The organism is Streptomyces sp. NPDC006385 (assembly GCF_040612485.1).
Taxonomy (GTDB): Bacteria; Actinomycetota; Actinomycetes; order Streptomycetales; family Streptomycetaceae; genus Streptomyces.
Map to the genome: position 1 here is coordinate 126,260 of NZ_JBEXQG010000004.1, position 12,228 is coordinate 138,487.

The window sequence follows — 12,228 nt, forward strand, 5'->3', positions numbered from 1 at the left end:
GAGCCTGCGCCTTCCGGCCGACACCTATCCTGGAGTCGGTCGGACAGCGCGGTCCGCTCTGATTTCTCTTCCCGGACGTCCGGCCCCGTAAGCGGCGCCCGCCGCGCGAGACGCCGTCCGGGTTCCCTCCCAGACGAGCTTCAACACTGCAAGGAGCCGCACCTGTGAGCAGTGCCGACGACCAGACCATGACGACGAGCAGCGAGCTGCGCGCCGACATCCGCCGACTGGGTGATCTCCTCGGCGAGACCCTCGTCCGGCAGGAGGGCCCTGAGCTGCTGGAGCTCGTCGAGAAGGTCCGCCGCCTCACCCGGGAGGACGGCGAGGCCGCCGCCGAGCTGCTGCGCGGCACCGAGCTGGAGACCGCGGCCAAGCTGGTCCGCGCCTTCTCCACCTACTTCCATCTGGCCAACGTCACCGAGCAGGTCCACCGCGGCCGCGAGCTGCGCGCCCGGCGCGCCGCCGAGGGCGGCCTCCTCGCCCGTACGGCCGACCGCCTCAAGGACGCCGACCCCGAGCACCTGCGCCAGACGGTCCAGCACCTCAACGTCCGCCCCGTCTTCACCGCCCACCCCACCGAGGCCGCCCGCCGCTCCGTCCTGAACAAGCTCCGGCGCATCGCGGCCCTCCTGGAGACCCCCGTCCTCGAAGGCGACCGCCGCCGCCACGACACCCGACTGGCCGAGAACATCGACCTCGTATGGCAGACCGACGAACTGCGCGTCGTACGCCCCGAGCCCGCCGACGAGGCCCGCAACGCCATCTACTACCTCGACGAACTCCACGCCGGCGCCGTCGGCGACGTCCTGGAGGACCTCACGGCCGAGCTGGAGCGCGTCGGCCACAAGATCCCCGACGACACCCGCCCGCTCACCTTCGGCACCTGGATCGGCGGCGACCGCGACGGCAACCCCAACGTCACCCCCCAGGTCACCTGGGACGTCCTCATCCTCCAGCACGAGCACGGCATCAACGACGCCCTGGAGATGATCGACGAGCTGCGCGGCTTCCTGTCGAACTCCATCCGCTACACCGGCGCGACGGAGGAACTCCTGGAGTCACTGAAGGCCGACCTGGAGAACCTCCCCGAGATCAGCCCCCGCTACAAGCGCCTCAACGCCGAGGAGCCCTACCGGCTCAAGGCCACCTGCATCCGGCAGAAGCTGGAGAACACCAAGACGCGCCTGGCCAGGAACATCCCGCACGAGCCCGGCCGCGACTACCTCGGCACCAGCGAGCTCCTGCACGACCTCAAGCTGATCCAGACGTCACTGCGCGAGCACAGAGGCGGCCTGTTCGCCGACGGCCGCATGAACCGCACCATCCGCACCCTGTCCGCGTTCGGCCTCCAGCTCGCCACCATGGACGTACGCGAACACGCCGACGCCCACCACCACGCCCTCGGTCAGCTGTTCGACCGCCTCGGCGAGGAATCCTGGCGCTACGCCGACATGCCCCGCGACTACCGCACCAAGCTCCTCGCCAAGGAACTCAGGTCCCGCCGCCCCCTCGCGCCCACCCCCGCCCCCGTGGACGCGGCCGGCGAGAAGACCCTCGGCGTGTTCCAGACCGTCAAGCGAGCACTGGAGGTCTTCGGACCCGAGGTCATCGAGTCGTACATCATCTCCATGTGCCAGGGCGCCGACGACGTCTTCGCCGCCGCCGTCCTCGCCCGCGAGGCCGGCCTCATCGACCTGCACGCCGGCTGGGCCAAGATCGGCATCGTCCCCCTCCTGGAGACCACCGACGAACTCAAGGCCGCCGACACCATCCTGGAGGACATGCTCTCCGACCCGTCGTACCGCAGGCTCGTGGCCCTGCGGGGCGACGTCCAGGAGGTCATGCTCGGCTACTCCGACTCCTCCAAGTTCGGCGGCATCACCACCAGCCAGTGGGAGATCCACCGCGCCCAGCGCCGCCTGCGCGACGTCGCCCACCGCTACGGCGTGCGCCTGCGCCTCTTCCACGGCCGCGGCGGCACCGTCGGCCGCGGCGGCGGCCCCTCCCACGACGCCATCCTCGCCCAGCCCTGGGGCACCCTCGAAGGCGAGATCAAGGTCACCGAACAGGGCGAGGTCATCTCCGACAAGTACCTCGTGCCCTCCCTGGCCCGCGAGAACCTGGAACTGACCGTCGCCGCCACCCTCCAGGCGTCCGCCCTGCACACCGCGCCCCGCCAGTCCGTCGAGGCACTCGCCCGCTGGGACGCCGCCATGGACGTCGTCTCCGACGCCGCGCACGCCGCCTACCGCAAGCTCGTCGAGGACCCCGATCTGCCGACGTACTTCCTCGCCTCCACGCCGGTCGACCAGCTCGCCGACCTGCACCTGGGCTCGCGGCCCTCCCGCCGCCCCGGCTCGGGCGTCTCGCTCGACGGACTGCGCGCCATCCCGTGGGTCTTCGGCTGGACCCAGTCCCGGCAGATCGTCCCCGGCTGGTTCGGCGTCGGCTCCGGCCTCAAGGCCCTGCGCGAGGCCGGCCTCGACACCGTGCTCGACGAGATGCACGAACAGTGGCACTTCTTCCGCAACTTCATCTCCAACGTCGAGATGACCCTCGCCAAGACCGACCTGCGCATCGCCGCGCACTACGTCGACACCCTCGTCCCGGACGAGCTCAAGCACGTCTTCGACACCATCCGCGCCGAACACGAACGCACCGTCGCCGAAGTCCTGAAGGTCACCGGCGAGAAGGAACTCCTCGACGCCACACCGGTCCTCAAGCAGACCTTCGCCATCCGCGACGCCTACCTCGACCCCATCTCCTACCTCCAGGTCGCCCTCCTCAAGCGCCAGCGCGACGCCGCGGCCGCCGGCGCCGAAGCCGACCCGCTGCTCTCCCGCGCCCTGCTGCTCACCGTGAACGGCGTGGCGGCGGGCCTGCGCAACACCGGCTGACCCGCCCGCACACAACGAACGGTGCCCCCGTGCTTCGTACGAGCACGGGGGCACCGTTCGTCACAGCCGTTCGTCACGGCCGTTCGTCACGGCCTTTCGTCAGGACTTGCGACGCCGGAACACCAGGTACCCGCCGGCACCCAGCAGCGCCGCGGCCGCCGCGGCCAGCAGACCCACCGGAGCACCGTTGCCGGTCTCGGCCAGGTCACCCCCACCCCCCTGCGCCGACGGCGACGACGACGGCGACGCGGCGCCCGCTGCCGACGTGGACGGGCTCGCGGCCGGCTCGGTGCCGGACTCACCCGGAGTGCCGGACTCGGAGACGGACGGGCTCGGCGCGGCCGGGACACCGCCCTCCTCCTCGTCCTCACAGTCCGTCCAGAACACCTTGTGCTTGGCCGAACCGTGCTCGCCCTCGAAGTTCCAGAACAGCTTGTAGTGCCCGTCGGGCAGCGTCATGTCCTCGGTGCGGCCATGACCCTCACCGTCCAGGGTGATCTCACCGGACTGCACGGTCTCGCCCTTGACACCGGCCGTCGGGGCCCAGGACTCGATGTGCCAGTCGACCTGCTGGACGCTGTCGAAGCCGAACGCGTCGAGGTAGAACTCGCACACGTGCGGCTCGTTCTTGCGCAGCTCCTCGCCGGTGGAGGCGTCATGGATCTTGACGGTGCCGTTGTCCCCGGGCGGGGTGGCATGGGCGGCGGCCGGAACACAGAAAACCGCGGCCGCGGCGACGGCGGACAGAGCGCCGGCGCGGTTGAGGGTACGCATGAGGCAGTAGTCCATCTTCGAGAAGGAACGGGAAGATGTGGAGGGGGCGGCTCAGCTTCCAGCCCGGACTGACACCCGGTCAATCACGAACAGGCAACACACAGATCCTCCACACACAGGGAGAACGGCCAAGCCCTCAGACCGTCACGAACGCCGCCGTCAGCAGCGCGATCCCCGACCCCGCCAGCACCCACGCCACCCGCGTCCGCCGCAACCCACCCGCGACCACCACCGACGCCAGCAACAACGCACCACCCAACGGAACCCACGCATACAGGACACCCGCCGGCCCCGACCGCACCACCGCGTCACCACCCGGCTTCACCACAACCGTGTACGTCCGCCCCGTCCGCACCGCCGCGTTCTTCTCTATGACGACCGACTCACGCGGCCGCGACCCCGCCGAGAGCGGCGTGTACGGACCACTGCACGTGTCCGCACCACACCGCGCCACCTCGATCGTGCCGCTCTCCCGGCCCTTCGTGAGCATCACATGCTGAGCACTGCCCCACGACGCCCACACACCCGCGATCAGAATCAGCGCCGCGACCGTACCCATCGCCGCGAACCGCCCGAACCGCAGCACGGTCACGGCGCCCTGACTGGAGACAACGGCAGAAGGCATGGCCGCGATCCTTGGCCATGCCCCCGCACCCGGTCAACCTCCGTCCGCCGCACCAGGCGGACAAGTCAGGAGTTGTACGTGCTTTGCGCCCGCTCCAACCCCTCGATCACCAGACACTCCACCGCATCCGCCGCCCGGTCCACGAAATAGTCCAGCTCCTTGCGCTCGGCGGAGGAGAAGTCCCTCAGCACAAAGTCCGCCACCGGCATACGACCCGGAGGCCGCCCGATCCCGAACCGCACCCGGTGATAGTCCGAACCCATCGCCTTCGTCATCGACTTCAGCCCGTTGTGCCCGTTGTCGCCACCACCCAGCTTCAACCGCAGCACGCCGTAATCGATGTCCAACTCGTCATGAACAGCGACGATGTTGCCCACCGGCACCTTGTAGAAGTCCCGCAGCGCCGTCACCGGCCCGCCCGAAAGATTCATGTACGACATCGGCTTCGCCAGAATCACCCGACGGTTCAACGGCCCCGGCGGCCCGATCCGCCCCTCCACGACCTGCGCCTGAGCCTTCCCCGCCCGCTTGAACCTCCCCCCGATCCGCTCCGCCAGCAGATCCACCACCATGAACCCCACGTTGTGCCGGTTCATCGCGTACTCGGGCCCGGGATTACCGAGGCCGGCGATCAGCCAAGGGGCGCTCGGGTCGGTCGTCACGTCCATGTCTCCTTGATACGCGCCAGCCGCTGCCCCCACCGGGACAGCGGCTGACGAACCGATGACAAAGCCGAGGACCAGACCCCGGCCAGGCAGAGGATCAGGCCTCGGCGACTTCCTCGCCCTCGGCGGCCCCGCCCTCCGGGGCCTCCTCGGCCTGCGCGGACAGAACCTGAAGGACGACAGCGTCCTCCTCGACGGCCAGCGTCGTGCCCTTCGGCAGCGTGATGTCCTTGGCCAGGACCGAGGCACCGGCCCCCAGGCCCTCGACGGACACGGTGACGGACTCGGGGATGTGCGTGGCCTCGGTCTCGACCGGCAGCGCGTTCAGCACGTGCTCCAGCAGGTTGCCACCCGGGGCCAGCTCGCCCTCGGTGTGCACCGGGATCTCCACCGTGACCTTCTCGCCCCGCTTGACCAGCTGCAGGTCGACGTGCTCCAGGAAGCCCTTCAGCGGGTCACGCTGCACGGCCTTCGGGATCGCCAGCTCATTGGTCTTGCCGTCGATGTCCAGCGCGATCAGGACGTTCGGCGTACGCAGCGCCAGCAGCAGGTCGTGACCCGGCAGCGTCAGGTGCAGCGGGTCCGAACCGTGGCCGTACAGCACACCCGGAACCTTGTTGTCACGACGGATACGACGCGCGGCACCCTTGCCGAACTCGGTGCGCGTCTCGGCGCTGAGCTTCACCTCGGACATATGGATCACTCCTCGTAGAAGTAGAAACGGACGTGGTCACCCGGCCACGAACGGCCTGCTACGAAGAGCGCGTCGATAACGGACCGCCGACACCCGGAAAACAAACGGGTACGGCCTCCCTCGCCGAGCAACTGCAGCAGTCTACTCGGACAGGGAGGCCGCACCCAAAAGGATCTCTACCGCTCGGATCTCTACCGCTCGGATCCCTACTGCTCGTCGAACAGACTCGTCACCGAGCCGTCCTCGAACACCTCACGCACCGCACTCGCGATCGTCGGCGCGATCGACAACACCGTCAACTTGTCCAGATCCCGGCTCAGCTCACCCGGCGTCGGCAGCGTGTTCGTGAACACGAACTCACTCACCCGCGAGTTCTTCAGCCGGTCGGCGGCGGGCCCGGACAGCACACCGTGGGTCGCCGTCACGATCACGTCCTCGGCACCATGCGCGAACAACGCGTCCGCCGCCGCACAGATCGTGCCACCCGTGTCGATCATGTCGTCCACCAGGACACACACCCGACCCTTGACCTCACCCACGACCTCATGGACGGTCACCTGGTTCGCCACGTCCTTGTCCCGCCGCTTGTGCACGATCGCGAGCGGAGCCCCAAGACGATCACACCAACGGTCCGCCACCCGCACCCGGCCGGCATCCGGCGAGACGACCGTCAACTTCTCCTTGTCGACCTTGGCACCCACGTAGTCCGCCAGCAGCGGAAGCGCGAAGAGATGATCCACCGGCCCGTCGAAGAAACCCTGGATCTGGTCCGTGTGCAGATCCACCGTCAGGATCCGATCGGCACCGGCCGTCTTCATCAGATCCGCGATCATGCGCGCCGAAATCGGTTCACGCCCACGGTGCTTCTTGTCCTGGCGCGCGTAACCGTAGAACGGCACGATCACCGTGATCGAACGAGCCGACGCACGCTTCAACGCGTCGATCATGATCAACTGCTCCATGATCCACTTGTTGATCGGAGCCGTATGGCTCTGGATCAGGAAACAGTCCGCACCACGCGCCGACTCCTGATAACGCACATAAATCTCGCCATTGGCGAAGTCGAAGGCCTTCGTCGGGACAACCCCGACACCCAACTGCTGGGCGACCTCCTCGGCAAGCTCGGGGTGGGCGCGGCCGGAGAAGAACATCAACTTCTTCTCGCCGGTCGTCTTGATCCCGGTCACAGCACAGTCTCCTCAGAGGTGTCGCAGCTGGGTGTCGAGCAGGCAGTCCCGGCTGGGTGCGGGAAGCCGTCTCAGCTGGTGGGGTGCGGGTATGCACTTATCACGGTACGCCGTGTTTGACGCACCGGTTTCCGGTCAGTCCTCACGCCCACCCTGACGAGAGGCCTCCTCAGCCGCCTTCGCAGCCGCACTGCCCGGACGCTTACGAGCCACCCAACCCTCGATATTCCGCTGCTGACCACGGGCCACAGCCAGCGAACCGGGCGGCACATCCTTCGTGATCACAGAGCCCGCAGCCGTATAGGCACCGTCCCCGACCGTGACAGGAGCCACAAACATGTTGTCCGAACCGGTACGACAGTGCGAACCGATCGTCGTGTGGTGTTTGTCCTGTCCGTCATAGTTCACGAACACACTCGCCGCACCGATGTTCGTGTACTCACCGATACTCGCGTCACCGACATACGACAGATGAGGCACCTTCGTCCCCTCACCGATCGACGCGTTCTTCGTCTCCACATACGTACCGATCTTGCCCCTCGCACCCAACCGCGTACCCGGCCGCAGATAGGCGAACGGCCCCACACTCGCCTGCGCCCCCACCACAGCACCATCCGCCACCGTGGTGTCCACACGAGCACCGGCACCCACCCGCGTATCCCTCAGCCGGCAATTCGGCCCGACCTCCGCACCCTCACCCAGGTGAGTGGCCCCCTGCAACTGCGTCCCCGGATGGACAACCGCGTCCTGCTCGAACGACACCGTCACATCGACCCAGGTCGTCGCCGGGTCCACCACAGTGACACCGTCGAGCATCGCGCGGGTCAGCAGCCGGTCATTGAGAATCCGACGCGCCTCCGCCAACTGCACCCGGTTGTTGATACCAACGATCTCCCGATGATCCCCCGCGACCGACGCACCGACCCGATGACCGGCCTCCCGAAGAATCCCGAGCACATCCGTCAGGTACTCCTCACCCTGACTGTTGTCCGTACGAACCTTGCCCAGCGCATCCGCCAGCAACCGCCCATCGAACGCGAACACCCCCGAATTGATCTCCCGGACCGCCCGCTGCGCCTCGGTCGCGTCCTTGTGCTCCACGATCGCCGTCACGGCCCCGGACGCCCCGTCCCGCACGATCCGCCCGTACCCGGTCGCGTCCGGGACCTCGGCGGTCAGCACGGTGACGGCGTTGCCGTCGGCGGAGTGGGTGGCGGCGAGGTGGGTGAGGGTCTCGCCGGTGAGGAGGGGAGTGTCGCCGCATACGACGACGACGGTCCCCTCGACGGTGCCGCCGAGTTCCTCCAAGGCCATCCGCACGGCATGCCCGGTGCCGTTCTGCTCGGCCTGCACGGCGGTACGTACGCCGGGGTCGACCTCGGCGAGATGCGCGGCGACCTTCTCCCGCGCGTGGCCCACGACCACGACCAGGTTCTCGGGCCGCAACTCACGCGCGGCGGCGAGCACATGCCCCACGAGGCTGCGTCCGCAGATCTCGTGCAGGACCTTCGGTGTGGCCGACTTCATACGGGTGCCCTCACCCGCTGCGAGAACGACGACGGCTGCCGGGCGAATGGCGCTCACGGGATGCCCTTCGGCTGTGGAGGGGGTGGGGTGACATCCGCAGGATACCGGGGCGATTCGTGGGGGACATGGGAGCGGGCCCTGACTTGGCTGTCAGGGCCCGAACCGAGGTCTTGTGTGCTGTGGCTCCCCCGCAAGGATTCGAACCTTGTCCTGCTGGTACCAAAAACCAGTGTGCTGCCAGTTACACCACGGGGGACAGCGACTCAGACCTTACCGGAGACGTGATTGCGCGTGGGACACGATGCCGCTCCACCAGCCCTCGATGCGGTTGTACAAATCGGCGCTGCGTGCCACGCCGATGACCAGGCAGCCGTGGTAGTCGTCACCGGTGTTCTTGCGGACCGTTTTCGGGTTGTGCTTCTTGAGCGTCGGCTTGGCGAAGATCGAGACGTCGATGTCAGCGATCTCCGCCCAGAACCGGTGTGCGGCGTCGACATCCGCCGACTCATGGATGAGCAGGCGGAAGCGTAGGCGCTCCCGGTCCACATCGAGCAGGTCCAGCCAAGCAAGGTAAGTCTGGATCACACCTGGGTCGCTGTTGACGAAGATGGCCCGCTCTCGGCGGTCGTAGGGCTTGCTCTTGGAGCCCTCGGCCCAGTACAGCGCGACCCCGGCCAGGAAAAGCTCGCGGTCCGTCAGCTCGTCGATCTCCCGGTGAGCTCCGAGCTTGGTCCTCCTGCGCTCCTCGTTGTCCGCCGCGCGCCGCTTTGCCAGCCCTTCCTGCATGAGGGCTCGTTGTTCCTCCGGCGTGTAGCGAGGCTTGGGCCTGGGCAGATCTCGCACCCACAGTGACACCGAACTCCTGGAGCAGCCCAGCTCCGCCTCGATCTGGTCGTACGTCCAGCCCTGGAGGCGTAGCTCGCGTGCCCTCGCCCGGAGGTCGTCCTTGGCGTTCGGTCGTTTCGTCCACTCCGGTGGTGGCTCCCCTTTCACCAGCTGGTTGAGGATGTCGTTGTTGTAGATCTTCAACTCATCGCGGATTTGCCGAAGGCTGTAGCCCTGCCGCCGCAGCGCCACCGCCCGCTCCCGCAGTCCTTCGAAGTCGGCGTATTTGCCCTGTGGATGTGCCATAGGCATACCGTCCGGCCGGAATGATCGCTTCCGGGGTCGAACGGTGAGCGATTCAGCAGTTCGAGGGATATCGGGTGGTTTTGCTTATGTTCGGTCACGCGCTGTGGTGTAGGCCAGTCCGCGAAACTCGCCGGAAAACGGGGCACGTCCGCCCGTAGGCTGGAGGCATGACCACGACGGGGGAAGATCACGCCGGGCACCCGCCACCGGGGGCGGGGCCGTGGTGGTGGGGCAGGTTGCGGGCGGCGGTGCTGGACGTGAGTCTGGCCGTCGCGTCCGCGCTGGAGTGCGGAGTGGAGGGGTTCCGGTTCGCTCAGGATGCGAGGATCCCGTTGGCCGCGGGGGTCGTTTTCGGGGTTCTGGCCGGGTCGGTGCTCGTGGTGCGGCGGCGGTGGCCCATCGCCGTCGTGCTGGTGTCGATCGCTGTGATGCCCGCCCAGATGGGGATCCTCATGGGCATCGTCGGCATGTACACCCTCGCCGCCTCCGAGCTGCCGCGGCGGATCATCGCCTCGCTCGCGGGGATGTCGTTCGTCGGGATGCTGATCGTGACGTTCGTGTGGGTGCGGCAGGCCACGGCGCGGGGGAACCCGGCCTTCGAGGACTGGATGGTTCCGGTGGTCTCCGTCACCACCGCGCTCGGGGTGACCGCGCCGCCGTTGCTGCTGGGGCTGTATGTGGGGGCCCGGCGGCGGCTCATGGAGAGTCTGCGGGAGCGGGCGGACAGTCTGGAGCGGGAGCTTCAGCTGCTCGCCGAGCGGGCCGAGGAGCGGGCGGAGTGGGCGCGGGGCGAGGAGCGGACGCGGATCGCGCGGGAGATGCACGACGTGGTGGCCCATCGGGTGAGCCTGATGGTCGTGCACGCGGCCGCGCTTCAGGCGGTCGCGCGCAAGGATCCGGAGAAGGCGGTGAGGAATGCCGCGCTCGTGGGGGACATGGGTCGGCAGGCGTTGACGGAGTTGCGGGAGATGCTCGGGGTGCTGCGCAGTGGGGGCGGTGCGGAGCGGGAGCAGCGGTCTGTCGTGCCGCTTGCCGCGGTGGGGGTCGCGGCCGCTGCGGCTGCTGAGCGGGAGGTGTTCGGTGGGGACGAGGGGGCTGGGGAGGGGCCTTGTCTGTCGGAGTTGGACGAGTTGATCGGGCAGTCGGCCGCCGCGGGGATGGTGGTGGATCTGTCGGTGGAGGGGGAGTCGCGTTCGTATGCGCCGGTGGTCGAGCAGACGGCGTTCCGGGTGGTGCAGGAGGCGTTGACGAACGTCCACAAGCATGCGGCGGGGGCGAAGACGCATGTGCGGCTCGCGCATCGGGTGTCGGAGATCGCGATGCAGGTGGAGAACGAGCCGCCGCCGGAGTTGTCGTCGGCGTCGTCGGCGGGGTTGCCGTCGGGGGGTAATGGCTTGGTGGGGATGAGGGAGCGGGTCGTGGCGCTGGGTGGGGTGTTTGTGTCGGGGCCGACGGATGCGGGGGGTTTTCGGGTGTCGGCGGTGATTCCGGCGGCGTAGCGTCCGCGCTGTCGCTGGGTGTGCTGCGGTGCTGTGTGGCCGGTGCTGTGTGGCCGGTGCTCTGTGGGGTGTCAGCCCGCTGTGAGGCGTACGGGTTCTATGCCTGCGACGAGTCCGGCGAGGGCTTGGTCGATGTCGGGGCCGAGGTACCAGTCGCCGGTGTGGTCGAGGGTGTAGACGCGGCCTTCGGTGTCGATGGCGAGGATGGCCTGGGTGTCGGTTTCGGCGCCGAGGGGGCAGACCTCGGTGTCGAGGGCGCGGCCGAGGTCGCCGAGGGTGCGGGCCATGTGGAGGCCGTGGAGGGGGTCGAAGTGGAGGTGTGCGGGGGCGACCTGGCGGCCGGGGCCGGTGGGGGTGAGGTGGAGGCCGCCGAATTCGGCCCAGGCTTCCACGGCGGCGGGGAAGACGGCGTGGCGGTGGCCGGCCGGTGAGGTGTGTTCGCGGAGGGTGTCGGCCCAGATCTCGGCTTGTTTGATGTCCCAGCGTCCGGGTTGCCAGCCGGCGGCGCGCAGGGCGGCGTCGACGGGGACGGGGAAGCGGGATGGGGGTCCCCCCGGTCGAGCGGAGCCGAGACTGGGGGAGGAGGTGCGGTCGGTGTGCATCTGCCCTTCGTTCGTCGAGTGCGCCGGGGGTGCGGTGGTGTGTGGCCGTCCGGCGGGGGTGCGGTCTTGCTGGTGGGTGGTCGGTGGGTCAGTCGTCGGTGGCTGTGGGGTCGACGATGCGGACGCCGAAGTGGGCGCTGAGGGCGGTGCAGGCGCGGCAGGGGGCGGCGAAGCTGCCGTGGAGGGGGTCGCCGTCCTCGCGGATGCGGCGGGCGGTGAGTTTGGCCTGTTTGAGGGCTTTGCGGGCTTCGCCGTTGGTCATGGGTTTGCGGGCGGCGCGTTTGCTGCGGGCGGCGTCGGCGGCGGCGATGTGGCGTGAGATGAGGATGGTCTCGGCGCAGCGGCCGGTGAAGCGGTCGCGTTGGCCGCTGGTGAGGGTGTCGAGGAAGTCCTGGACGAGGTGGTGCAGGGCGGGGGGTTGGTCGCCGCGGGCGGCGGTGCCGGTGAGGGTGGCGCCGCGGACGGAGAGGGCGGCGGCGACGGTGGGGAGTATGCCGTCGCGGCGGTGGCGCAGGGTGGGTGCGTGGGGGTTTTCGGTGGCGCTCCAGCTGATGCGGGGGTCGCCGGACCTGGCTGCGTGTGGGCCTGTCTGCGTCGCGTTCATGATCATCATCCCCTCCCGAGCAT

Annotated in this window: 11 protein-coding genes and 1 tRNA gene; 2 read left to right on the forward strand and 10 right to left on the reverse strand. The window is 68.6% G+C overall.

Annotated elements, in window-relative coordinates:
- Positions 1 to 164 precede the first annotated feature (164 nt).
- A complete protein-coding gene (ppc, locus tag ABZ078_RS04475; RefSeq protein ID WP_356571520.1) occupies positions 165 to 2,897 on the forward strand; it encodes a phosphoenolpyruvate carboxylase in 2,733 nt (910 codons plus the stop codon).
- Between the two features lie 99 nt (positions 2,898 to 2,996).
- Here the strand turns inward: ppc and ABZ078_RS04480 are convergent, their stop codons facing one another.
- The 8 genes from ABZ078_RS04480 to ABZ078_RS04515 form a co-directional block, all read right to left on the reverse strand.
- Positions 2,997 to 3,671, reverse strand: coding sequence for an LPXTG cell wall anchor domain-containing protein (locus ABZ078_RS04480; RefSeq protein WP_356571522.1), 675 nt, complete (start codon positions 3,669 to 3,671; stop codon positions 2,997 to 2,999).
- Positions 3,672 to 3,807: 136 nt separating this feature from the next.
- Positions 3,808 to 4,296, reverse strand: a complete 489-nt coding sequence (locus ABZ078_RS04485) for a hypothetical protein (RefSeq protein WP_356571524.1) — start codon at positions 4,294 to 4,296, stop codon at positions 3,808 to 3,810.
- Positions 4,297 to 4,361: 65 nt separating this feature from the next.
- Positions 4,362 to 4,964 (reverse strand): aminoacyl-tRNA hydrolase, encoded by a 603-nt coding sequence (gene pth, locus ABZ078_RS04490; RefSeq protein ID WP_356571526.1) that lies wholly within the window; start codon positions 4,962 to 4,964, stop codon positions 4,362 to 4,364.
- Between the two features lie 94 nt (positions 4,965 to 5,058).
- Complete coding sequence (locus ABZ078_RS04495) at positions 5,059 to 5,655, reverse strand: 50S ribosomal protein L25/general stress protein Ctc (RefSeq protein WP_356571528.1); 597 nt, start codon at positions 5,653 to 5,655, stop codon at positions 5,059 to 5,061.
- A gap of 206 nt (positions 5,656 to 5,861) precedes the next feature.
- Positions 5,862 to 6,842: a ribose-phosphate diphosphokinase gene (locus ABZ078_RS04500; protein WP_356571530.1), complete on the reverse strand. Its 981-nt coding sequence runs from the start codon at positions 6,840 to 6,842 to the stop codon at positions 5,862 to 5,864.
- 135 nt (positions 6,843 to 6,977) lie between these two features.
- Entirely contained in the window at positions 6,978 to 8,426 is a 1,449-nt protein-coding gene (glmU, locus tag ABZ078_RS04505) for a bifunctional UDP-N-acetylglucosamine diphosphorylase/glucosamine-1-phosphate N-acetyltransferase GlmU (RefSeq protein ID WP_356571532.1), read from the reverse strand.
- Positions 8,427 to 8,549: 123 nt separating this feature from the next.
- Positions 8,550 to 8,625, reverse strand: a tRNA-Gln gene (locus ABZ078_RS04510).
- Between the two features lie 14 nt (positions 8,626 to 8,639).
- Positions 8,640 to 9,500: a helix-turn-helix domain-containing protein gene (locus tag ABZ078_RS04515; RefSeq protein ID WP_356571534.1), complete on the reverse strand. Its 861-nt coding sequence runs from the start codon at positions 9,498 to 9,500 to the stop codon at positions 8,640 to 8,642.
- A gap of 167 nt (positions 9,501 to 9,667) precedes the next feature.
- Here ABZ078_RS04515 and ABZ078_RS04520 point away from each other — a divergent pair, with 167 nt between their 5' ends.
- Positions 9,668 to 10,999, forward strand: coding sequence for a histidine kinase (locus ABZ078_RS04520; protein ID WP_356571536.1), 1,332 nt, complete (start codon positions 9,668 to 9,670; stop codon positions 10,997 to 10,999).
- Positions 11,000 to 11,070: 71 nt separating this feature from the next.
- Here ABZ078_RS04520 and ABZ078_RS04525 read toward each other — a convergent pair whose 3' ends face one another.
- Both ABZ078_RS04525 and ABZ078_RS04530 read right to left on the reverse strand, forming a co-directional pair.
- On the reverse strand, positions 11,071 to 11,601 hold the full coding sequence (locus ABZ078_RS04525) for an SUKH-3 domain-containing protein (RefSeq protein WP_356571538.1): 531 nt from the start codon (positions 11,599 to 11,601) through the stop codon (positions 11,071 to 11,073).
- A gap of 88 nt (positions 11,602 to 11,689) precedes the next feature.
- Complete coding sequence (locus ABZ078_RS04530) at positions 11,690 to 12,214, reverse strand: YwqJ-related putative deaminase (protein ID WP_356571539.1); 525 nt, start codon at positions 12,212 to 12,214, stop codon at positions 11,690 to 11,692.
- Positions 12,215 to 12,228: the final 14 nt, after the last annotated feature.